Origin of the sequence: Variovorax sp. LG9.2 (assembly GCF_035018885.1) — a bacterium.
GTDB lineage: Bacteria > Pseudomonadota > Gammaproteobacteria > Burkholderiales > Burkholderiaceae_C > Variovorax.
This window is the reverse complement of sequence record NZ_JASJXB010000015.1, coordinates 96,889-117,735: the sequence shown is the minus strand read 5'-3', so window position 1 is coordinate 117,735 and position 20,847 is coordinate 96,889. Positions and strand designations below refer to the sequence as shown.

The 20,847-nt window shown below is 63.9% G+C and carries 20 protein-coding genes; 13 read left to right on the top strand and 7 right to left on the bottom strand.

Features of this window, described 5'->3' with window-relative positions; all coding sequences use genetic code 11:
• Positions 1-12 precede the first annotated feature (12 nt).
• Genes QN413_RS16555 through QN413_RS16535 form a run of 5 tightly spaced genes read right to left on the bottom strand, consistent with a single transcriptional unit; the run spans position 13 to position 4,891 of the window.
• Positions 13-771, bottom strand: a complete 759-nt coding sequence (locus QN413_RS16555) for an SDR family NAD(P)-dependent oxidoreductase (protein WP_323497676.1) — start codon at positions 769-771, stop codon at positions 13-15.
• A 27-nt stretch (positions 772-798) separates the two neighbouring features.
• Positions 799-1,839, bottom strand: coding sequence for a VWA domain-containing protein (locus QN413_RS16550; protein ID WP_323497675.1), 1,041 nt, complete (start codon positions 1,837-1,839; stop codon positions 799-801).
• A gap of 5 nt (positions 1,840-1,844) precedes the next feature.
• On the bottom strand, positions 1,845-2,855 hold the full coding sequence (locus QN413_RS16545; RefSeq protein WP_416352195.1) for a DUF58 domain-containing protein: 1,011 nt from the start codon (positions 2,853-2,855) through the stop codon (positions 1,845-1,847).
• Positions 2,836-3,852 (bottom strand): MoxR family ATPase, encoded by a 1,017-nt coding sequence (locus QN413_RS16540; RefSeq protein WP_323497674.1) that lies wholly within the window; start codon positions 3,850-3,852, stop codon positions 2,836-2,838. Before QN413_RS16540 ends, QN413_RS16545 begins: the two co-directional genes overlap by 20 nt.
• A 37-nt stretch (positions 3,853-3,889) precedes the next feature.
• Positions 3,890-4,891, bottom strand: coding sequence for a S1C family serine protease (locus tag QN413_RS16535; RefSeq protein ID WP_323497673.1), 1,002 nt, complete (start codon positions 4,889-4,891; stop codon positions 3,890-3,892).
• 88 nt (positions 4,892-4,979) lie between these two features.
• On the opposite strand from QN413_RS16535, the gene QN413_RS16530 reads away from it, so the two are divergent.
• The 12 genes from QN413_RS16530 to QN413_RS16475 all read left to right on the top strand — a co-directional run bounded on the left by QN413_RS16530 (position 4,980) and on the right by QN413_RS16475 (position 17,057).
• Positions 4,980-5,852: a TatD family hydrolase gene (locus QN413_RS16530; protein WP_323497672.1), complete on the top strand. Its 873-nt coding sequence runs from the start codon at positions 4,980-4,982 to the stop codon at positions 5,850-5,852.
• A 125-nt stretch (positions 5,853-5,977) separates the two neighbouring features.
• Entirely contained in the window at positions 5,978-6,355 is a 378-nt protein-coding gene (locus tag QN413_RS16525; protein ID WP_323497671.1) for a hypothetical protein, read from the top strand.
• A 111-nt stretch (positions 6,356-6,466) separates the two neighbouring features.
• Positions 6,467-7,219: a spermidine synthase gene (locus QN413_RS16520; RefSeq protein WP_323497669.1), complete on the top strand. Its 753-nt coding sequence runs from the start codon at positions 6,467-6,469 to the stop codon at positions 7,217-7,219.
• Between the two features lie 3 nt (positions 7,220-7,222).
• The gene (locus QN413_RS16515; RefSeq protein WP_323497668.1) at positions 7,223-9,049 is read left to right on the top strand and encodes a GspE/PulE family protein; all 1,827 of its coding nucleotides are present in this window, start codon (positions 7,223-7,225) and stop codon (positions 9,047-9,049) included.
• 105 nt (positions 9,050-9,154) lie between these two features.
• A complete protein-coding gene (locus tag QN413_RS16510; RefSeq protein ID WP_323497667.1) occupies positions 9,155-9,643 on the top strand; it encodes a tripartite tricarboxylate transporter TctB family protein in 489 nt (162 codons plus the stop codon).
• A 12-nt stretch (positions 9,644-9,655) separates the two neighbouring features.
• Complete coding sequence (locus QN413_RS16505; protein ID WP_323497666.1) at positions 9,656-11,167, top strand: tripartite tricarboxylate transporter permease; 1,512 nt, start codon at positions 9,656-9,658, stop codon at positions 11,165-11,167.
• A 61-nt stretch (positions 11,168-11,228) separates the two neighbouring features.
• Positions 11,229-12,200 carry a tripartite tricarboxylate transporter substrate binding protein gene (locus tag QN413_RS16500; protein ID WP_323497665.1) on the top strand — a complete coding sequence of 324 codons (972 nt, stop codon included), beginning with the start codon at positions 11,229-11,231 and terminating at the stop codon, positions 12,198-12,200.
• A 5-nt stretch (positions 12,201-12,205) separates the two neighbouring features.
• Positions 12,206-13,831 carry a gamma-glutamyltransferase family protein gene (locus QN413_RS16495; RefSeq protein ID WP_323497664.1) on the top strand — a complete coding sequence of 542 codons (1,626 nt, stop codon included), beginning with the start codon at positions 12,206-12,208 and terminating at the stop codon, positions 13,829-13,831.
• Between the two features lie 6 nt (positions 13,832-13,837).
• Positions 13,838-14,785 (top strand): DMT family transporter, encoded by a 948-nt coding sequence (locus tag QN413_RS16490; protein WP_323497663.1) that lies wholly within the window; start codon positions 13,838-13,840, stop codon positions 14,783-14,785.
• Between the two features lie 18 nt (positions 14,786-14,803).
• Positions 14,804-15,607: an SDR family oxidoreductase gene (locus QN413_RS16485; protein WP_323497662.1), complete on the top strand. Its 804-nt coding sequence runs from the start codon at positions 14,804-14,806 to the stop codon at positions 15,605-15,607.
• A 57-nt stretch (positions 15,608-15,664) separates the two neighbouring features.
• Positions 15,665-16,651 carry a quinone oxidoreductase gene (locus QN413_RS16480; RefSeq protein WP_323497661.1) on the top strand — a complete coding sequence of 329 codons (987 nt, stop codon included), beginning with the start codon at positions 15,665-15,667 and terminating at the stop codon, positions 16,649-16,651.
• A gap of 13 nt (positions 16,652-16,664) precedes the next feature.
• Entirely contained in the window at positions 16,665-17,057 is a 393-nt protein-coding gene (locus QN413_RS16475; RefSeq protein ID WP_323497660.1) for a response regulator, read from the top strand.
• Between the two features lie 24 nt (positions 17,058-17,081).
• Here QN413_RS16475 and QN413_RS16470 read toward each other — a convergent pair whose 3' ends face one another.
• Positions 17,082-18,002: a LysR family transcriptional regulator gene (locus QN413_RS16470; RefSeq protein ID WP_323497659.1), complete on the bottom strand. Its 921-nt coding sequence runs from the start codon at positions 18,000-18,002 to the stop codon at positions 17,082-17,084.
• Positions 18,003-18,072: 70 nt separating this feature from the next.
• Here QN413_RS16470 and QN413_RS16465 point away from each other — a divergent pair, with 70 nt between their 5' ends.
• Positions 18,073-19,095: a bile acid:sodium symporter family protein gene (locus tag QN413_RS16465; protein ID WP_323497658.1), complete on the top strand. Its 1,023-nt coding sequence runs from the start codon at positions 18,073-18,075 to the stop codon at positions 19,093-19,095.
• Between the two features lie 4 nt (positions 19,096-19,099).
• Here the strand turns inward: QN413_RS16465 and QN413_RS16460 are convergent, their stop codons facing one another.
• Complete coding sequence (locus tag QN413_RS16460) at positions 19,100-20,761, bottom strand: Na/Pi cotransporter family protein (protein ID WP_323497657.1); 1,662 nt, start codon at positions 20,759-20,761, stop codon at positions 19,100-19,102.
• Positions 20,762-20,847 lie beyond the last annotated feature (86 nt).

Here is a 20,847-nt window from a genome sequence, read left to right as displayed (position 1 = left end):
CCGCCTGCAGGGTCAGCTCGCGATCGAGTACCCACCGTCGACCGGAATCGCCGTGCCTGTCACGAAGTCCGACGCCGCGCTCGCGAGGAACACCGCAGTCCCCGCGAGGTCTTCCGGCTGCCCCCAACGCGCCGCCGGCGCACGTGCGACCACACGCTCGCTCAAGCCTGCGACCTGCGCACGCGCGCCATCGGTCAAAGCGGTCTGAATCCAGCCCGGCAGGATGGCGTTCACCTGAATGCCATCTGCAGCCCACGACATGGCGGTCGCCTTGGTCAGCTGCACGATGCCTCCTTTGCTCGCCCCGTACGCCGGTGCATACGGCGCGCCAAAGATCGACATCATCGAACCGATGTTGATGATCTTGCCGCCGCCCGCTGCCTTCATGAGCGGATGCGCCGCACGGCTGCACAAGAACGCGCTGGTGAGGTTGGTGTCCATCACCTGGTTCCACTCGGCGAGCGTGAGCTGGTCGACCGACTTGCGCACTGTCATGCCGGCGTTGTTGACGAGGATGTCGAGCCTGCCGCAACGCTGGGCAAGCTGATCGAAAAGCGACTGCACCGAAGCTTCATCGGTGACGTCGGCGGCGAGCGCGAAGCTGTCGCTGCCCAGCGCGATCAACGCCTCGACGGCAGCGGCTGATTTCTCGGCATTGCGCGCCGCGATCACGACGCGTGCACCGGCTTGCGCAAGGCCCTTGGCCATACCGAGCCCGATGCCGCCATTGCCGCCCGTGACGAGCGCGACCTTGCCTGTTAAATCGAACATCCGCATGTCTCCATTGCTTCTTGAAAGCTAGAGGATACGGTTGAACCAGAAGATCGAAAGGCCCGCAGAAACCACGGCCAGCAGCGCAGCGGCCAGCGCGAAGAGGGCTGAGATCTCGGTTTCCTTTTTCTCCACGGTGAGGCGCGAGCTGAGCGTGTCGTAGACCTTCTTCAGGTCGCCCGCCGTGCCTGCGTAAAAATAGTCGGCGTTGGTCTTTTGGGCGACAGCCTTGAGCGTTTCTTCGTCGAGTCGCACGCGCATCGACCAGCCTTCGAAGCCAATCGTTTCGCCGTCGACCGTACCGACGCCGACCGTGTAGACGCGCACCCCGCGGTCGGCTGCGATCTTGGCGGCATCGAGCGGGTCGACACCGGTGGTGCGCTGGCCGTCGGTCAGCATGATGATGGCAGCGGAGGTGTACGAGCCGGGCGCGACCGGCACGAACTCCTTGGGCGCTGCCTTGCCAGCCTGTTCGATCGGCACGCCGCGCTGGCGGCTCGGCGCGTTGACCTTGTCGATGTCGATGCCGGCATCGGGGAACAGCGTGGCGAGCGACATCATGATGCCGTTGCCGGTGGCGGTGCCGCGCTGCAGTTGGAACGCATCGATGGCGGTGTAGAGATCTTCGCGGTTGGTGGTCGGCAGCTGCGCCACTTGCGCGCTGCCGGCAAAGGCGACGATGCCGACCTTGACGCTGCGCGGCAGGTCTTTCAAAAAGCCCTTGGCAGCTTCCTGCGCGGCCACGATGCGACTCGGCAGCACGTCGGCGGCGCGCATGCTGCCGGACACGTCCATCGCCAAAATGATGGTTTGGTTGTTGGATGGCAGCAGCACCACGGCAGTGGGACGCGATGCGGCGATGAGCATCGCAGCGATGGCGAGCAGAAACAGAAGTGGCGGAATATGACGCCGGAAGCTCTGCCCGACGCCCATCGCCTCGCGCACGATCGACAGGCTTGCATAGCGCATCGCCAGCTTTTTCTTGCGGCGCATCAGCCACAAGTACAAGACGATCAGCAACGGCAGCGCCAGAAGCAACCACAGGAATTGAGGCCACAGAAAGTTCATGGGGGTCATGCGAAGGCCTTGATGCTGCCCGCACCCGAGCGCACCTTGCGCTTGCGCAGGTCGGCGAAGCGCACGATGGCTTCGACCAGGTCGTCATCGGTCGAGAGTTCGAGCGCGTCGACGCCGGCCTTGGCCAAAGATGCGCGCAAAGTCGCTTCGCGTTCGGCCGCGATGCGCGCGAAGCGTTTGCGGAAACCCTTGTCGTGTGTGTCGACCCACAGCTGTTCGCCGGTTTCGGCATCGCGCAACGGCACCAGTCCCAAGTCGGGCAGTTCGAGTTCGAGCGGGTCGTACAAGCGCACGGCGATCACTTCATGGCGCTGCACCAGCTGGCCCAGCGGCTTCTCCCACCCGGGCTCGCTCAGGAAGTCCGACACCACGAAAACGGTCGAGCGGCGCGGCATCAGGTTGGCGGCCGACTTCAGCATGTCGGACAGCCGTGTCATGCCCTTTTGCAGCGGCAGCGCCTCGGCCCGGCGCTCCATCGCATGCAGCAGATGCAGCACGTGGCGGCGGCCACTGCGTGGCGGAATCACCGCTTCGAGGTCGTTGCCATAGACCAGTGCGCCGACGCGGTTGCCGTGCCGCGTGAGCAGCCGCGCGAGCACGCCGACGAAGCCGGTCGAGATCTCGCGCTTTGCCTTCAGACCCGAACCGAAGTCGACTGACCGGCTCAGGTCGAGCACGAACCAGGCCGACATTTCGCGGTCTTCGGTGAAGACGCGAACGTGCGGCGATTGCAGCCGCGCGGTCACGTTCCAGTCGATGTGCCGCACATCGTCGTGCAACTGGTATTCGCGCAGGTCGGCGAGGTCGAGCCCGGTGCCGCGCATCAGCGTGCGGTAGTCACCTTGGAGCAGACCATCGAGCCGGCGGATGACCGTCCACTCAAGTCGTCGCAACACGCGATCCACGCCCATCGCGGGCGACGCATCGTTGGCGGCAAGCTCCGGCGGTCGCTCCTGGATGGGCGACGTTGCAGGCGAGGGGGGCGTTCTACGCCACCAGCTTTTCATGCTCTAGCGGTTTTGCAGGGGCGGGCACGGCTCTCATGATCTTGTCGATGAGGCTGTCGGGCGTGAGCCCTTCCGACAGGCCTTCGTAGGACAGCGTGACCCGATGCCGCAGCACGTCCGGCACCAGCGCGGTCATGTCTTCGGGCAGCGCATAGGTGCGGCCACGCAGCAGCGCCAGCGCGCGCGCGCCTTCGGTCAGGTTGATGCTGGCGCGCGGGCTGGCGCCGAAGGTGATGAACCGGCGCATGTCTTTCAGGCCGTGCTTTTCGGGTGTGCGCGTGGCCGATACGAGCTTCACTGCATATTGAATCAGCGACGGGTCGACATACACGCGCCGCGCTTCGGCCTGCAATTGCGCCAATTGATCGGTTGTGGCAACCGCGGTCACTTCGACCGGTGGGCCGATCACGCGCTGCACGATGACGAACTCTTCCTCATCGGTGGGGTAATCGACCAGCACCTTCATCATGAATCGGTCGACCTGCGCTTCCGGCAGCGGATAGGTGCCTTCGGTTTCGATCGGGTTCTGCGTGGCCATGACCAGAAACGGGCGCGGCACCTTGTGCGTCTCGCCGGCGATGGTCACCTGCCGTTCCTGCATCACTTCGAGGAGCGCGCTCTGCACCTTGGCGGGGGCGCGGTTGATTTCATCGGCCAGCAACAGGTTGGCGAAGACCGGGCCGAGCGAGGTGCTGAAGTCGCCGGTCTTCTGGTTGTAGATGCGCGTGCCGACCAGGTCGGCCGGCACCAGGTCGGGCGTGAACTGGATGCGCTTGAACTGGCCCTGCACGGTTTCGGCCAGCGTCTTGATGGTGAGCGTCTTGGCCAGGCCCGGCACACCCTCGACGAGCAGATGGCCGCCGGCCAGGATCGCAACCATGACGCGTTCCAGAAAGCGGTCTTGACCGACGACTACGCGCTTCACCTGGTAGAGGATCTGCTCCATCAGCTCGGCGGTGGCGGGTGAGGGAGAGAACGACGGGTTTTCAGTGCTCATGGGATTTCGCTGGTTTCCGAAGGACGTTCGAAGGGGGTCAGAACGGCGGCATGCCCGCCGCCGCCGCCGCGTTTTCTATCGGGATCGCGAAGGCGATGCCGATGAAGGTGCGGGCCTGCGTCGGGTTCAGGATGGCGGTGACGATGCCCAGCACCTCTCCCTGCATATTGACGAGCGGACCCCCCGAGTTGCCGGGATTGGCCGCTGCGTCGAACTGGATCAGGTTACCGAGTTCCTGCTTGCCTTCAGGCGAGCGAAAAGATCGCTTCAAACCCGACACCACGCCGGCCGACACCGAAGGGCCGATGCCGAACGGGAAGCCCACCGCAGCCACCTGGTCGCCTGGTTGCAGGTCGGCCGTGGAGCGCATCGTTGCCGCGGCGAGATCGTCCGGAATCTTTTGCGCCTGCAGCACGGCCAGGTCGTTTTCGGGCTGCACGCCAGTGACGGTGGCGATCGACTCGAGCCCGTCGAAAAAGGTGACCTTGATCCTGGTGGCGCCTGCCACCACGTGCAGGTTGGTCAGGATCACGCCCTTGTCGACGATCACCACACCGGTACCGACGCCGCGTTCGTTGTCGCCCTCCGCATCGGCTTCGGGCGCTTTGCCCTTCGCCATGTTTCGGCCGCGCTTTTCAGTGGTGGCCTCGGGCGTTTTCTTTTCCGGACCGTAGCTCACGACTCGCACCACGGAGGGTCGGATGATGTCGGCTGCCTTGGCGGCAGGGGACGGCAGAACGGCGGTTTGCAACGAGCGCAGCACTGCTGCGTCGATGTCTTTTTGGGTGAGGGCGCGATTGCCCTGGTGCGGCCAGTAGTAACCGCCGCCGGCGGCCATTGCAACGCAGAGAGCGAGCAGGACGGCGAAGCCTTTTCTGCCAGACCCCGTGCCTGCCGACTTGACGCCACCAAGGGCCCCAGTCCGGGCGTTGGCGGCAGCCGTGGCCCCAGCGTCGCCCTCAGTGTTTTCCGGGGCCGAGCCGGCCGCGGACTGCGATGGGGTTCGGGGAGATCGGCTGTACAAACCTGGCCTGCGCATGGAGGCACCTCCGGTTAAAAGAAGACGCTAGTGCAATGACGGTAGCACGCTTTGTGCCGCCTTGCATTCGTTCGGGCATCATCGGCCGATGGCTCTTTTCATTGATACCCATTGCCATCTGGATGCAGCTGAATTCGGGATCGATGAGCCGGCAGTGCGCGCTCGCGCAGCCGCCAAAAACGTACGGCTGTGTGTTATTCCGGCGGTGGCGGCGTTCAACTTCGCGACCGTGCGCGACCTGGCCCACGCGCAGGGTGACGCCTATGCGCTGGGCATCCATCCCCTCTGCACCGGCGACGCGAAGGACGATGATCTCGACTTGCTGGACGCCGAGCTTGCGGCCCGCATCGACGACCCTCGCCTGGTCGCTGTGGGTGAGATCGGGCTCGATTACTTCGTCGAGGGTCTGGACGACGAACGACAGCAGCATTTCTTTCATGCCCAGCTGGTGCTGGCCCGAAAGTACGATTTGCCGGTGGTTATCCATGTGCGACGTTCGGTCGACAAGGTGCTCAAGCATCTGCGCCAAGTCGCTGCCGGGCGCCCGTGGCAGGGCATCGCGCACGCTTTCAATGGCAGCGAACAGCAGGCGAACGCTTGTATCTCGCTCGGGCTCAAGCTGGGCTTTGGCGGCGCTGTGACCTTCGAGCGGGCCCTCCAGTTGCGGCGCCTTGCCGCCAGCCTGCCGCTCGACGCGCTGGTCATGGAAACAGATTCGCCGGACATTCAGCCGCACTGGCTCTATCGAACCGCAGAGCAGCGTCAGGACGGCTCGCCGCAGGCTCGCAATGAGCCCGGTGAACTGCCGCGCATCGCCGAAGTGGTGGCGAGCCTGCGCGGCATGTCGATAGATGCATTGGCGGAGGCGACAACCCGAAACGCCATCGCATCACTTCCCAAGCTGGGCCCTCTGATCAATTCGCTGATCGACTTGTCGGTTCGGAACCACGAGGCCGCGTAGGCAAACGCCCCGACTTCGAAGCTTGTCTTCAACGTCAAGTTCTTTGGTGTCATCCTTGAAGCACCGTGGTTCGTTAGATCCACACAGTGACAAGTTCGTCACTTCAACTTTCAAGGAGATTCTTCATGAACGCATCTTTCATTCGCACCGTCCCGGCCGTGCTCGCCCTTGCCTTTGCATCGATCGGCCTGTCGGCTCAAGCGCAGACGCCCGCTCCTGCTACGGCACCAGCCGTGGCTCCCGCACCGACGGTGACCGAGCGCGCCAAGGAAGCCACCAAGGACGCTGTCGACGCGACCAAGAGCGGCACCAAGAAGGCCTACAACGCGACCAAGCGCGGCACCAAGAAGGCTTACCACGCGACCAAGCGCGTCGCCAAGAAGGGCGCTAACGTCGTCGAAGACGCAGGCCACAGCACCGCCAACGGCATGCGTGCCGCAGGCGCCAAGATCGGTGAAAAGATTCCCGGCACCGCAGAGAATGCAGCTGCCAAGAAGCAGTGAACCTGAACTGATCGTCGGCTGATCGATTGCCGATCGGCCGCTTGGTTCGACTTAACGAAAAACCCGCCGTGGCGGGTTTTTTGTCGTTCGGATGGCATCATCCGCACCCGCATGGCCACTAAAACGATGTCCCTCCCTGAAGTCAATTTTTCCGATTGGGGCGACGTGCGCTACCTGCACCTGGGCACGGAGTGGGTCCAGGGGTCGATGAAGATCGATGCTCCTTTTGAGATTGAGCTTGAATATGTGCAGCGCATGATGGCCTGGCTGTTGTTCGTCGAGCCCACGAGCGTGGCCAGCAGACATGCGATGCAGCTCGGGCTCGGCGCCGCGACGCTGACCAAGTTCAGCCGCAAGACATTGCGCATGCGAACCACTGCCGTCGAACTCAATCCACAAGTCGTGGCCGCCTGCCGTGGCTGGTTCAAGTTGCCGGCCGACGACGCCAAGCTGCAAATCGTCATCGCCGATGCCGCGGTCGAAATCAAGAAGCCGAAATGGCATGGCACCGTCGATGCGTTGCAGGTCGATTTGTACGACCACGAGGCCGCCGCGCCGGTACTCGACAGCGAAGACTTCTATGCGGACTGCCGCGCTCTGCTGACCGAGGACGGCTGCATGACGGTCAACCTGTTCGGTCGCTCGTCGAGCTATGAGAAAAGTCTGGAAAAGATCAGTGCGGCGTTCGGTGTCGGCGCGGTGTGGGCCTACAAGCCGACCCGCGAAGGCAACACCGTGGTGCTGGCCCAGCGCACGGCCAGTGAACCCAAGCGCGCCGCGCTTGCCGACCGGGCGCAAACCATACAGACTCGATGGGGTCTGCCTGCACCCAAGTGGCTGCGGGTCTTCAAACCTCAGACCTGATTCATGAGTGCCGCTCCCCGCTCCGTTCAACCCGCCGCTGCGATTCCCCCCGGCACCGCGGCCGCAAAGGCGCTGACCCGATACGAAGGGCCGCTCGATCTGCGGCATCTCGTTGAATGGCTGGCACGCGACGGCGTTATCTCGCCCGAAGAAGCCAAGCGCACCATCGCCCGCTGCGCCCAGGCTGAAAGCCGGCAGGCGCCGTTGGTGCGGCTTGCCAACGTTGCGATGACGCGCGAGAAAGACGGCAAGCCGCTCGATCTGGAAATGCTGACGCAGTGGCTGGCCGGTCGCGCAGGCCTGGCCTACCTCCGCATCGATCCGTTGAAGGTCGACGTGGGCAAGGTCGCCGACACCATGAGCGCGGCCTATGCCGAACGCCACAAGGTACTGCCCATTCAGGTGACGCCGAGCGAAGTCGTCATTGCCACAGCCGAGCCTTTTCTGACCGACTGGGTTTCCGAAGTCGAGCGGCAGGCGCGCCGATCGGTGCGCCGCGTAGTGGCCAATCCGACCGACATCCAGCGTTACACGGCCGAATTTTTCGCCCTCGCCAAGTCGGTCAAGGCTGCGCAAAAAGCGGGCGGCAACACGGGCGGCGCGAGCTTCGAGCAGCTGGTCGAGCTCGGCAAGAGCAACAAGCAGCTCGACGCCAACGACCAAAGCGTGGTGCAGGTGGTCGACTGGCTCTGGCAATACGCCTTCGACCAGCGTGCCAGCGACATCCATCTGGAGCCACGGCGGGAACAGGGCGTGATCCGCTTTCGCATCGACGGCGTGCTGCACCCGGCGTACCAGATGCCGATGGGTGTCATGAACGCGATGGTCGCGCGCATCAAGCTGCTCGGCCGCATGGACGTGGTCGAAAAGCGGCGCCCGCTCGACGGCCGCATCAAGACCCGGAACATGCGCGGCGACGAAGTCGAAATGCGTCTGTCGACTTTGCCGACCGCCTTCGGCGAGAAGATGGTGATGCGGATCTTCGACCCCGACACCGCGGTGAAAGATCTGGATGCGCTCGGCTTCGCGCAGCACGACGCCAAGCGCTGGGAGCAGCTCGTGACACGGCCGCACGGCATCATCCTGGTGACCGGCCCTACCGGTTCCGGCAAGACGACCACGCTCTATTCCACCTTGAAGCGCGTCGCGACCGAGCAGGTCAACGTGAGCACCATCGAAGACCCGATCGAAATGATCGAGCCTTCGTTCAACCAGACGCAGGTGCAGCCGCAACTCGACTTCGGATTTACCGAAGGCCTGCGCGCCCTGATGCGGCAGGATCCGGACATCATCATGGTCGGCGAAATTCGCGACCTGGCCACGGCCGAAATGGCGGTGCAGTCGGCACTCACCGGCCACCTGGTTTTCAGCACGCTGCACACCAACGACGCACCGAGCGCCATCACGCGGCTAATGGAGCTGGGTGTGCCGTCGTACCTCATCAACGCAGTGATGCTTGGTGTGCTGGCGCAGCGGCTGGTGCGTACGCTGTGCACGCACTGCAAGCTGCCCGACGCATCGATTACGCGCGAGAAACTCGCCGAGTTCGTCAAGCCCTGGCAGATCACCGGTTCGGTCAGCGCGTACAAGCCGATCGGTTGCGTCGACTGCCGCATGACCGGCTACATGGGGCGCATGGGCCTCTATGAATTGCTCAGCATCAGCGAGGCTTTCAAGGCGCAGGTCAACAAGGAGCCGAACCTCGGCGCCTTGAAGCGTCAAGCCGTTACCGACGGCATGCGACCTCTTCGGCTTGCCGGCGCTCTGCGCGTGGCTGAAGGCCTCACCACCATCGAAGAAGTGCTGAGCGCCACCCCGCCGCTCGACTGAGCTACGGGGTTATCCCTAGGCTTGCATTAGGTGGAATCCACATCGTCCTGACCTCTGCCTGACCACACAATCGCGTGGTTCGAAATATGTCGAGGAGACGGGTTCATGAAAATTAAAAGTCAGAAAGACTTTTTCTCGGGACTGATGTTCGCCATCACCGGGATCGCGTTCGCCTGGGGCGCGACGACCTACAACGTGGGCAGTGGTGCCCGGATGGGGCCGGGTTACTTTCCGCTGATGCTGGGCGTCGTGATGTCAGCTATCGGGCTCGTCATCATCTTCACCGCGCTCACAGTTGAGACCTCCGATGGCGAAAAGATCGGCAGGTGGGCGTGGAAGCAGGTGGTCTTCATCCTGCTGGCCAACTTTGCTTTTGGCGTGCTGCTCGGCGGCTTGCCCAGCATCGGCTTGCCGGCCATGGGTCTCATCGTCGCCATCTACGCGCTCACGCTCATCTCGAGCCTGGCGGGCAACGAGTTCAACCTGGTCAAGGTGATCGTTCTCGCCACGGTGCTGGCTGCGGGCAGCTATGTCGCATTCATCCTGGCGCTCAAGCTGCAAATTCAGGTGTGGCCCACCTTCATCACGGGTTAAGGGAGCACACACATGGACCTGATTCATAACCTCTCGATCGGCTTCGGCGTCGCGTTCACCTTCACGAACCTGCTGTACTGCCTGATCGGCTGCATTCTGGGCACGCTCATCGGCGTGCTGCCCGGCATTGGCCCGGTCGCGACCATCGCGATGCTGCTGCCTGCGACCTATGCGCTGCCACCGGTGTCGGCACTCATCATGCTGGCCGGCATCTACTACGGCGCGCAATACGGTGGCTCGACGACTGCCATTCTGGTGAACCTGCCGGGAGAATCGTCCTCGGTGGTGACTGTCATCGACGGCTATCAAATGGCGCGACGAGGGCGAGCCGGACCTGCGCTCGCTGCGGCTGGCCTGGGCTCGTTCTTCGCGGGCTGCGTCGGTACCTTGATCCTTGCCGCCTTCGCACCGCCGCTGACCGAACTGGCCTTCAAGTTCGGCCCGGCCGAATACTTCTCGCTGATGATCCTGGGCCTGATCGGTGCCGTGGTGCTGGCCTCGGGTTCGCTGTTGAAGGCGATCGCGATGATCGTGCTGGGCCTCTTGATGGGCCTGGTCGGCACCGACGTCAACTCGGGCGTCGCGCGCTACAGCTTCGACATTCCCGAACTCACCGACGGCATCGGCTTCGTCGCCATCGCCATGGGCGTGTTCGGTTACGGCGAAATCATCGCCAACCTGTCGCAGCCCGATGAAGACCGCGAAGTGTTCACCGCCAAGGTGACCGGCCTGTTCCCGACCAAGGAAGACTTCCGCAACATGGTCCCGGCAATCCTGCGCGGCACAGCGCTCGGTTCTGCCCTCGGCATCCTGCCCGGAGGCGGTGCTTTGCTGGCCTCGTTCGCGGCCTACACCATCGAGAAGAAGACCAAGTTGCGCCCGGGCGAAGTGCCTTTCGGCAAGGGCAACATCCGTGGCGTGGCCGCACCCGAATCGGCCAACAACGCCGGTGCGCAAACGTCGTTCATCCCGCTCTTGACGCTCGGCATTCCGCCCAACGCGGTGATGGCGTTGATGGTCGGCGCCATGACCATCCACAACATCCAGCCGGGTCCGCAGGTCATGACCAGCAACCCTGAACTGTTCTGGGGCCTGATCGCATCGATGTGGATCGGCAACGCGATGCTGGTGATCCTGAACCTGCCGCTTATCGGCATGTGGATCAAGCTGCTGTCGGTGCCGTACAAGTACCTGTTTCCGTCCATCGTGCTGTTCTGCGCGATCGGCGTTTACTCGACCAACAACAACACCTTCGACATCTGGCTGGTGGGTATCTTCGGCTTCATCGGCTACCTGTTCTACAAGCTGGGGTGCGAGCCTGCGCCGCTGCTGCTCGGCTTCATCCTGGGGCCGATGATGGAAGAGAACCTGCGGCGCGCGCTCTTGTTGTCGCGTGGCGACTGGAGCGTTTTCGTGTCGCGGCCGATCTCGGCGGGCCTGCTGGCGGCTGCGTTGCTGCTGCTGGTGATCGTGCTGTTGCCGGCAGTCAAGAACAAGCGCGAAGAGGCGTTCGTCGAAGAGTAGGCACAGCGCATCGAAACAAGCGAGCGGCACCTTGGGGTGCCGTTTTGCTTTAATCGACGGCATGCAGCGCAACCACTTTCTTCGAGCGTCGCTCGCCATGGCCGGGGTATTCACCTTCGGCGGCGCCTGGGCGCAGACCTATCCCACCAAGCCGATCCGCCTCGTAGTGCCGTTCCCGGCCGGCGGCGCCACCGATCTTTTCGCACGCACGTTGTCGCAGAAGATGGGCGAAAAGCTCGGCGCCACGCTGGTGGTCGAGAACCGGCCCGGTGCCGGCGGCGCGATCGGGTCCGACATCGCGTCCAAGGCGACGCCGGACGGCTACACGCTGCTGCTCGCCACCACCAGCACGCACTCGATCGGCCCGGCCATGACCGTCAAACTGCCGTACGACACGGTGCGCGACTTCACGCCGATCGCGCATGTCGGCGACGCGCCGAGCGTGATGCTGGTGCCCAACGACGCACCCGCCAAGACGGTGCGCGAGTGGATCGACTACGCCAAGAAGAACCCCGGCAAGCTCAACTACGCATCGAGCGGCAACGGCACCATCGTGCAGTTGACGGCGGAACTGTTCAAGTCGCAGGCCGGCATCTTCGTGACGCACATTCCGTACAAGGGCACGGCGCTGGCCATCCCCGACCTGATCAGCGGCAAGATCGACGTGCTTTTCGATTCATTGCCGACCGGCATGCCGCACGTGCGCGACGGCCGGTTGCGCGCGCTGGGCGTGACGACGCTCAAGCGCAGTCCGTTGGCACCGGATTTGCAACCCATCGCCGAAGTGCTGCCGGGCTTCGAGTCGAACACCTGGTTTGGCCTGTATGGGCCGAAGGCGCTGCCGGCGAATCTGGTCACGCGCATCAACACTGCCGCCAACGAGGCGCTGGCCGACCCGGAGGTGCGCGCCAAGCTGTCGCGCCTCGGCATCGAGCCGACCACCAGCACCCCGCAGGAGCTGGCCAGCATGGTCGCCGCCGACGCGGCCAAGTGGAAAAAGATCATCACCGACCGCAACATCAAAAACGACTGAGCTCCATGAAATTCGACTACGGCAATCCCTATACGTCCACGCGCATTCCTGTCTTCGCGCGCAACGTGGTGTCGACCTCGCACCCGCTCGCGGCGCAGGCCGGGCTGCGCATCCTGCAACAGGGCGGCAACGCAGTAGACGCGGCGGTAGCGGCCGCCGCCGTGATGACCTTGGTCGAGCCGGTAAGCAACGGCCTGGGCAGCGATTCGTTCTGCATCCTGTGGGACGGCAAGAAGCTGCATGGACTCAATGCATCGGGTTGCGCGCCGCAAGCCTGGACGCCCGACTACTTCAAGCGCAAGTACGGTGCCGACGCCCGCACGCCGCCACAGCGCGGCATGGATTCGGTGACGGTACCCGGCGCGGTCGCGAGTTGGGTCGCGCTGAGCGAGCGCTTCGGCAAGCTGCCGTTCGCCGACCTGATGGCGCCCGCCATCGAGACGGCCGAGCGCGGCTATCTGGTGCCCCCGGTGGTACAGCAAAAGTGGGAGGCCGCGACGTCGCTCTTGCAATCGCAGCCGGGCTTTGCACAAGGCTTCTTGCCATGGGGCCGCGCGCCCGAAGTCGGAGAACTCTTCAGGTTTGCCGCGGCCGCACGCGCGTTCAAGTCGATCGCGGCCAGCAAGGGCGAATCGTTCTATCGCGGTGAGATTGCCGCGGCGATCGAGAAGTTTTCGACCGCCAACGGCGGCAGCCTGAAAGCCAGCGACCTCGCCAATTGGAAGCCCGAATGGGTCGAACCGATCTCGCGCGACTACCGCGGTTACACGTTGCACGAGATCCCGCCCAATGGCCAAGGCATCGCAGCGTTGATCGCGCTTGGCATCCTCGAGAAGTTCGACATCGCCTCGATGCCGGTCGACTCGGTGGCGTCGCAACATCTTCAGATCGAGGCGATGAAGCTGGCCTTTGCCGACGTGTACCACCACGTGGCCGAGTCATCGTCGATGGCGGTGACCCACCTGCAAATGCTCGATGACGACTACCTGGCCTCGCGTGCCAAACTGATCGACGTGAAAAAAGCGCAGAACTTCGGCGTCGGCAACCCTGTCAAGGGCGGCACCATCTACCTCACCGCGGCGGACGAGAGCGGGATGATGGTGAGCTTCATCCAGAGCAACTACATGGGCTTCGGGTCGGGCTGCGTCGAGCCTGAGTTCGGCATCAGCCTGCAGAACCGCGGACACGGCTTCAACCTCGACCCGGCAAGTGCCAATGTCGTGGCACCCGGCAAGCGGCCTTTCCACACCATCATTCCGGCTTTTCTTACCAAGGGTGGGCAGCCGGTCATGAGCTTCGGCGTGATGGGCGGCAACATGCAGCCGCAAGGGCATATGCAGACTCTCGTGCGCATGCTCGACTACAAGCAGAACCCGCAGGCCGCCTGCGATGCGCCACGCTGGCGTTTCAACGCGGGACTCGAGATCAACGTCGAGTCGGCGATGAACCCGAAGACGATCGAAGGGCTCGGCGCGCTCGGCCATCGCATGGAAGTCATCAACGACTCGTACCAGGACTTCGGTGCCGGGCAGTTCATCTGGCGCGTCGGTGAAGAAAAGGGCAATCCGGCCGTCGAGGGTTACGTGGCGGCCAGCGATGCGCGACGCGACGGCGTGGCCGCAGGATTCTGATCGCCTGTGTCATCCGCCACGACTGCAGCCGACGCACAGGCACATAGCAAGTCCATCGCCGGCGGGCTCGTGTTGGCCACGGTCGGCGCGATCGCTTTCAGCGGCAAGGCGATCATCGTCAAGCTCGCGTACCGGCATGGTGTCGACGCGGTCACGCTCATCATGCTGCGCATGCTGTTCGCACTGCCGTTGTTCGTGATCATGGCGTGGTGGTCGGGTCGCGGCAAGCCGGCGCTCACCACGCGCGACTGGATCGGCGTGTTCGGCCTTGGTTTTTCGGGCTACTACCTCGCAAGCTTTCTCGACTTTGCCGGGCTGGCCTATATCTCGGCCGGATTCGAGCGCTTGATCCTGTACCTCAACCCGACCTTGGTGCTGTTGTTCGGCTGGCTCTTGTATCGGCGCCGCGCCTCGCGTGCGCAGATCGTGGGCATGGTCATCAGCTACACCGGCGTGCTGCTGGTGTTCGGCCACGAGTTGCTGAGCAGCGGCGCAAGCCGAGGCGGAACCAGCGGAACCGATGCGGCGTGGGGCACCTTGCTGTGCTTCTTGAGTGCGGTGAGCTACGCGGGCTACCTTATCTACAGCGGTGAGTTCGTCAAGCGGCTCGGCTCGCTGCGGCTGGTCGGGCTGGCGACCAGCGTGGCCTGCGTGCTGTGCATCGCGCAATTCGTGCTGCTGCGGCCGATGAGCGCGGCGTTCGAAGTGGCACCGCAAGTCATATGGTTGTCAGTGCTCAACGCGACGCTGTGCACCGCGGTGCCGGTGTTGATGGTGATGATGGCGATCGAGCGCATCGGCGCGGCGGTCACTGCGCAAACCGGCATGGTCGGTCCGGTATCGACCATCCTGATGGGCTCGTTGATATTGGGCGAGCCGTTCACCGCATGGATCGCCGCGGGCACGGCGCTGGTCATCGCGGGTATCTTTGTTTTCACACGGTCGGGCCGTTAGCGCCCAAGGAGCAACCCCATGGATTTTGGAATCGCAGGCAAGACGGCGCTGGTGTGCGGCGCGAGCAAGGGTCTCGGCTTCGGCAGTGCGCTGGCGCTGGTGCAGGAGGGCGTGAACGTGGTGATCGTCGCGCGCGGCGCCGAGGCGCTCGAAGCCGCTGCGGTCAAGCTGCTGGCGGCACGCGCGGGCGGGTCTGCGGCGGCGACGCCGTGGGTCAAGACCGTGGCGGCCGACATCACGACCGAGGCGGGTCGTGCGGCTGCTTTTGCGGTGCACTCCGACTTCGACATCGTCGTCACGAACGCGGGTGGTCCGCCTCCCGGCGACTTTCGCGACTGGGATCGCGAAGCGTGGATCAAGGCAGTCGACGCCAACATGCTGACGCCGATCGAACTCATCAAGGCCACGGTCGACGGCATGGCGGCACGTGGCTTCGGGCGCATCGTCAACATCACATCGAGCTCTGTGAAGGCGCCGATCGACATCCTCGGCTTGTCGAACGGGGCCCGCAGCGGGCTCACCGGCTTCGTGGCAGGCGTGGCGCGCACGAGCCTCGCGGCCAAGGGCGTGACCATCAACAACCTGCTGCCGGGCGCCTTCGATACCGATCGGCTCAAGGGCACCATGGCCGGCACCGCCAAGAAGACCGGGCAAGACATCGACGCGATTCGCGCGGCCCGGCAAAAGTCCATTCCGGCGGGGCGCTTCGGCAACCCCGAGGAGTTCGGAGCCATCTGCGCTTTCTTGTGCAGCATGCAGGCGGGCTACGTGAATGGACAAAACGTGCTGGCCGATGGCGGCGCCTACCCAGGCACTTACTGACGAGCGTCCCGGCCGCGATCGTGGCACCATGCGCCTCTGATTTTTTTGGAGACATCGATGAAGAGCAAAGCCGTCCGCATCGACCGCCATGGCGGTCCCGAAGAACTGAAGATCGTGGAGGTCGATGTCGGCGAGCCCGGCCCCGGTGAAATACGCATCCGCCACAAGGCGGTCGGTTTGAACTTCATCGACACCTACCAGCGCAGCGGGCTCTATCCGTTTGCGATGCCACTGCAACTCGGCATGGAAGCCTCGGGCATCGTCGAGGCGGTGGGCGAGGGCGTGACGCACCTGAAGGCCGGCGACCGTGCGGCATATGCCAGCCAGCCGCCGGGCAGCTACTGCGAAGTGCGGGTCATGCCTGCCAAGTGCGTCTGCAAGCTGCCCGATGCCATCTCGTTCGAGACTGGCGCCGCCATGATGCTGAAGGGGTTGACAGCCCAGTACCTGCTCAAGAAAACACTGCCGGCCGAAGGCTTGCAGGCGGGCGACTTCATCCTTTTTCACGCCGCTGCGGGTGGCGTCGGGCTCATCGCTTGCCAATGGGCGAAGGCGTTGGGACTGCAGTTGATCGGTACCGCCGGCAGCGACGCCAAGTGCAAGATGGCGCTCGACCATGGTGCTGCATTCGCCATCAACTACAGCACCGAAAACTTCGCGGAGCGTGTGAAGGAAATTACCGGCGGCAAGGGCGTGAAAGTGGTCTACGACTCGGTCGGCAAAGACACTTTCGAAGGCTCGCTGGCCTGCCTGCGACCCTTTGGCTTGCTCGCCATCTTCGGCAACGGCTCCGGCGCGGTGCCGCCGTTCAACCTGGGCAAGCTGGCTTCCGGCGGATCGCTGTACGTGACGCGGCCGACCTTGTTCACGCACATCGCCACCCGAGAGGCGACACAAGCGGCGGCCGACGATCTGTTCAAGGTCGTCGAAAGCGGTGCAGTCAAGATCTCGATCGACCAGCGTTACCCGCTCACCGAAGTGGCGCAGGCGCATCGCGACCTCGAAGCGCGCAAGACCACGGGTTGCACGGTGCTGACGCTCTGAACCAGTCTTGGCCATGAACACCGTCAGAACCTACATCGTCGAAGACAACGCGACCATCCGTGAGAACCTCGTCGGCACATTGCGCGAAGTGGCGCGTGTCGAAACGGTCGGTGAGGCCGAGACCGAAGACGAGGGTACGGCCTGGCTCACGCATAACCGCGGCAAGTGGGACCTGGCCATCATCGATCTGTTCCTGAAAGAAGGCAGCGGCATGAACGTGATCGAAGCCTGCCGCGACCGGTCATCCACGCAAAGGCTCGTGGTGTTGAGCAACCATACGACGCGCCATGTGCGCCAGCGCTGTGCCGAGCTCGGTGCCGACGCGGTGTTCGACAAGGCCACCGAAATCGATGACCTGATCGACTTCTGCCTGCGCCAGCGGCAAGAGCAAACTAACCACCACTGACGCACGACGCCCACGCGACGCCGATCAGCTTGCACGAGCTTGGCCGCTAGGGGCGCCTGCGGCTTCAACAGTCTCGCGCACGAGCTTCCATACCCGTTCTGCCACGGGCGACAGCGCCCGGTTGCGCCGCCGTATCAGCATGATGGTGCGCTGCACCCGTGGTGTCAGCGGGCGCACCACCAGGTCGCCCAAGCCCCCGGGCGGCAACGACAACGCCGGCATCACGCTGATGCCGATGCCCGCTTCGACCATGCGAAACACGGTGGTCGGATGGCCGAGTTGCTGCGTCACCCGGCACGATGCACCGTGCTTTTTTAACGCCTCGTCGATCAGGCGTCGACTCCCGGAAGCGTGGTCGAGCAGCACCAGTTCCGCGCCATCGAGTGCCGACCATCGCACGCTCTTTTTTTGCGCAAAGGGATGTTCGGGAAGCGTCACGATCACGAAGGGATCGCTCAACATGGTTTCGAAATGCAGGTCGTCGGTGGCCGAAGGCTCGATCACGACGCCGAAGTCGACTTCGCCACTGCGCACGCTGTCCAGCACGTCTTGCTGAATGCGGTCGAGCAGCATGAAATGGATTCCGGGCGCGGCCGTGGCGCATGCCGCGATGCACGCCGGCATGAGGTTGGCCGAAAGCGTCGGGCTGCTGGCCACACGCACCTTGCCGCCGCTCGCATTCGCGAGCCCGGCCACGTCCTGAAGCGTCTGGTCGAGCTCGTCGAGCACGCGATCGAGCCGCGCCGCCAGCGATTGGCCGGCCTCGGTCAGCGCCACCTCGCGCGTGGTGCGATCGAGCAGTTTCAGGCCGAGCTGTGACTCGAGTTCCAGGATGGCGCGGCTCACGGCCGGCTGCGTCAGGCCGACCTGATCCCCGGCGCGGCTGAAGTTGCGGCCCTCCGCAACCGACCGGAAAACCCTGAGCTGACGCAGCGTGACGTTCATGCACCGGAATCATATATCCATTAGATAAATCGATTTCTCTTTTGAATGCGGTCGCGTTCCAATAGGTGCCATGGCCCGTTCACGCTTCCTCCCCGACAACTTCACGCTCGCGCTGGTTTCGACCGTCGTGCTCGCCAGCCTGCTTCCCGCGAGCGGCGGCGGCGCCGTGTTCTTCGGGCGACTGACGACCTTCGCGATCGGCCTGCTGTTCTTTTTGCACGGGGCCAAACTCTCGCGCGAGGCGATCCTGGCGGGCATCACGCATTGGCGCCTGCACCTTTTGGTGTTCGCCTGCACCTTCATCTTGTTTCCGGTGCTCGGCCTTGCGCTCAAACCGGTGTTGCTGCCGCTCGTCACGCCCGAGCTGTACACGGGCATCCTGTTTCTTTGCGTACTGCCGGCCACGGTGCAGTCCGCCATCGCTTTCACCTCGATGGCGCGCGGCAACGTGCCGGCTGCCGTGTGCAGCGCATCGGCGTCGACGCTGCTCGGTGTCTTCATCACGCCGTTGCTGGTCAATCTTGTCGTGGTGCAGCACGCCAGTGCGGGTGCATCGCTCGACTCCATCGGCCGGATCCTGCTGCAGTTGATGGCGCCGTTCGTCGCAGGCCATTTGTTGCGCCCGCTGATCGGCGGCTGGATCAAGCGCCGCGCGTCCATCCTCACATATGTGGACCGTGGCTCGATCCTGCTGGTGGTCTATACGGCCTTCAGCGCCGCCGTGATTGAAGGGCTCTGGAAGCAGGTGCCGATCGGTGCACTGGCCGGCTTGCTGCTGGTGTGCGGCGTGCTGTTGGCCTTGGCGCTGGTCAGCACTACCTGGCTGGCCCGCAAGCTCGGCTTCGACAAGGCCGACGAGATCACGATCGTGTTCTGTGGCTCGAAGAAAAGCCTGGCCAGCGGCATTCCGATGGCGCAGGTGCTGTTCGCGGCGCACACGGTCGGCGCGATCGTGCTGCCGCTGATGCTGTTCCATCAGATGCAGTTGATGGTGTGCGCGTATCTGGCACAGCGCTATGCGCGGCGGCCGCTGATCGAAGCGTCGTCGAAGGTGGCGGAACAAGCCAAGACCGCAAGGTCGGTCGGCCCCTAGGTTTTCAGCCTTTGAGTTCGCCGAGCCGCGACTCGCGCAGCCGGCTCGGTGAAAGCACACCGGCCGAGTCCAGGATCGGATAGGCGATCGAACAAATGTGCGAGTTGATGCGCTTCAGGTCGCTGATCAGGTCGATGTGCAGCGAGCTGGTTTCGATGCTCAGGGCCGTCTGGTTCGACAGCCTGCCGAGGTGCGTGGTCGCATAGGCGCGCTCCAGGTCGCGAAAGCGTGCTTTCTCTTGCAGCAGCTTTTGCGCATCGCGCACGTTGCCGTTCAGGAATACGCTCATGCTCAGGCGCAGGTTGGCGATCAGCCGCTCGTGCAGTTCGACGATCTCCTTCATGCCGGCGTCCGAAAAATTGCGCTGCGGCTTGATCTTCTTGTCTTCGATGTCGATGATCACGCGCTCGATGATGTCGCCGATCTGTTCCATGTTGATCGTGAAGCTGATGATGTCCGTCCAGCGTTTGCTCTCTTCTTCGCCGAGCGCCTCGCGCGAAATCTTCGTCATGTAGTACTTGATGGCCGAGTAGAGCTCGTCCACCGTGTCGTCGAGCTTGCGAAGCTCTTGCGCGAGCCGCAGGTCGTTGTTGCGCAGTACGTTGAGCATGCCGATCAGCATGGTCTCCACGATGTCGGCCTGGTGCAAGGCCTCGCGCGCCGCGTTCGAGATGGCGAGCGAGGGCGTCGAGAGGGCCGATGGATCGAGATGGTGCGGCCGCTGCGTCGCGGTGTTTGCGACTGGCACCGGCATCGCGCGCGACACCAGGCGCGCGACCATGTCTGTAAAGCCGATGAAGCCGAGGCTCACGAACACGTTGAAGGCCAGGTGATACAGCACCACCAGAGAGGTGGCGTCTGAAACGAAGTGGCGCGCTTCGCGCAAATAGAGGCCGACGAAGGGTGCCGCGATGGCGACACCGGCAATCTTGAAGATCAGGTTGCCGACGGTCACCTGGCGCACCGGTACCGGTGACTTGGCGGTCGTGAGGACCGCCAGCAAGCCGCTGCCCAGGTTGGCGCCGAGCACGAGGCCCAACGCCACGTCGAGCGGGACCACGTTAGAGCTCGCCATGGCCGCGACCAGCAGCACCACCGCCAAACTGGAATAGGCGACCACCGCGAAGACCGCACCGATGGTGATCTCGAGCAGCACGTCGCTGTTGAGCGATGCCAGCAATGCGCGCACCGCCGGTGAAGAAAACAGCGGCCCGGTGGTAGCGACCACCAGTTGCAGCGCGAGCAGCATAAGCCCGAGGCCGATCAGCACGCGACCGACCCGGCCTGCGGCGCTGGCAGAGCGCGTGATGAAGAGCACTACGCCGACGAAGATGAAGAGCGGCGACAGCCACGAAAGGTCGGTGGAAAAAAGTACCGACATCAGCGCCGTACCGACGTCGGCACCGCGCATGACAGCCAGCGCTGCCGGCAGCGTGACCAGCCCCGCGCCGACGAAGGATGAAGTCATCAGCGAGGTCGCGGTGCTCGACTGCACCAGCGCCGTGACGCCGATGCCCGACAGCGCGGCCGTGAAGCGGTTGCGCATACTTCGCACGAGGATCTTGCGCAGGTTGGCGCCGAAGACGCGCAACACGCCGGTGCGAACGAGATGGGTTCCCCAGACCAGCAACGCGATGGCTGCCAGCAGGTTCAATAAATGCTTCATCGGGAAAGGCTAACACCCCAGGTTGCTGCCAATTGCGTGTCGCCTTCGCCTGTCCTCTGCGAAGGGGTGCGTGCCTGTAGTCCTCC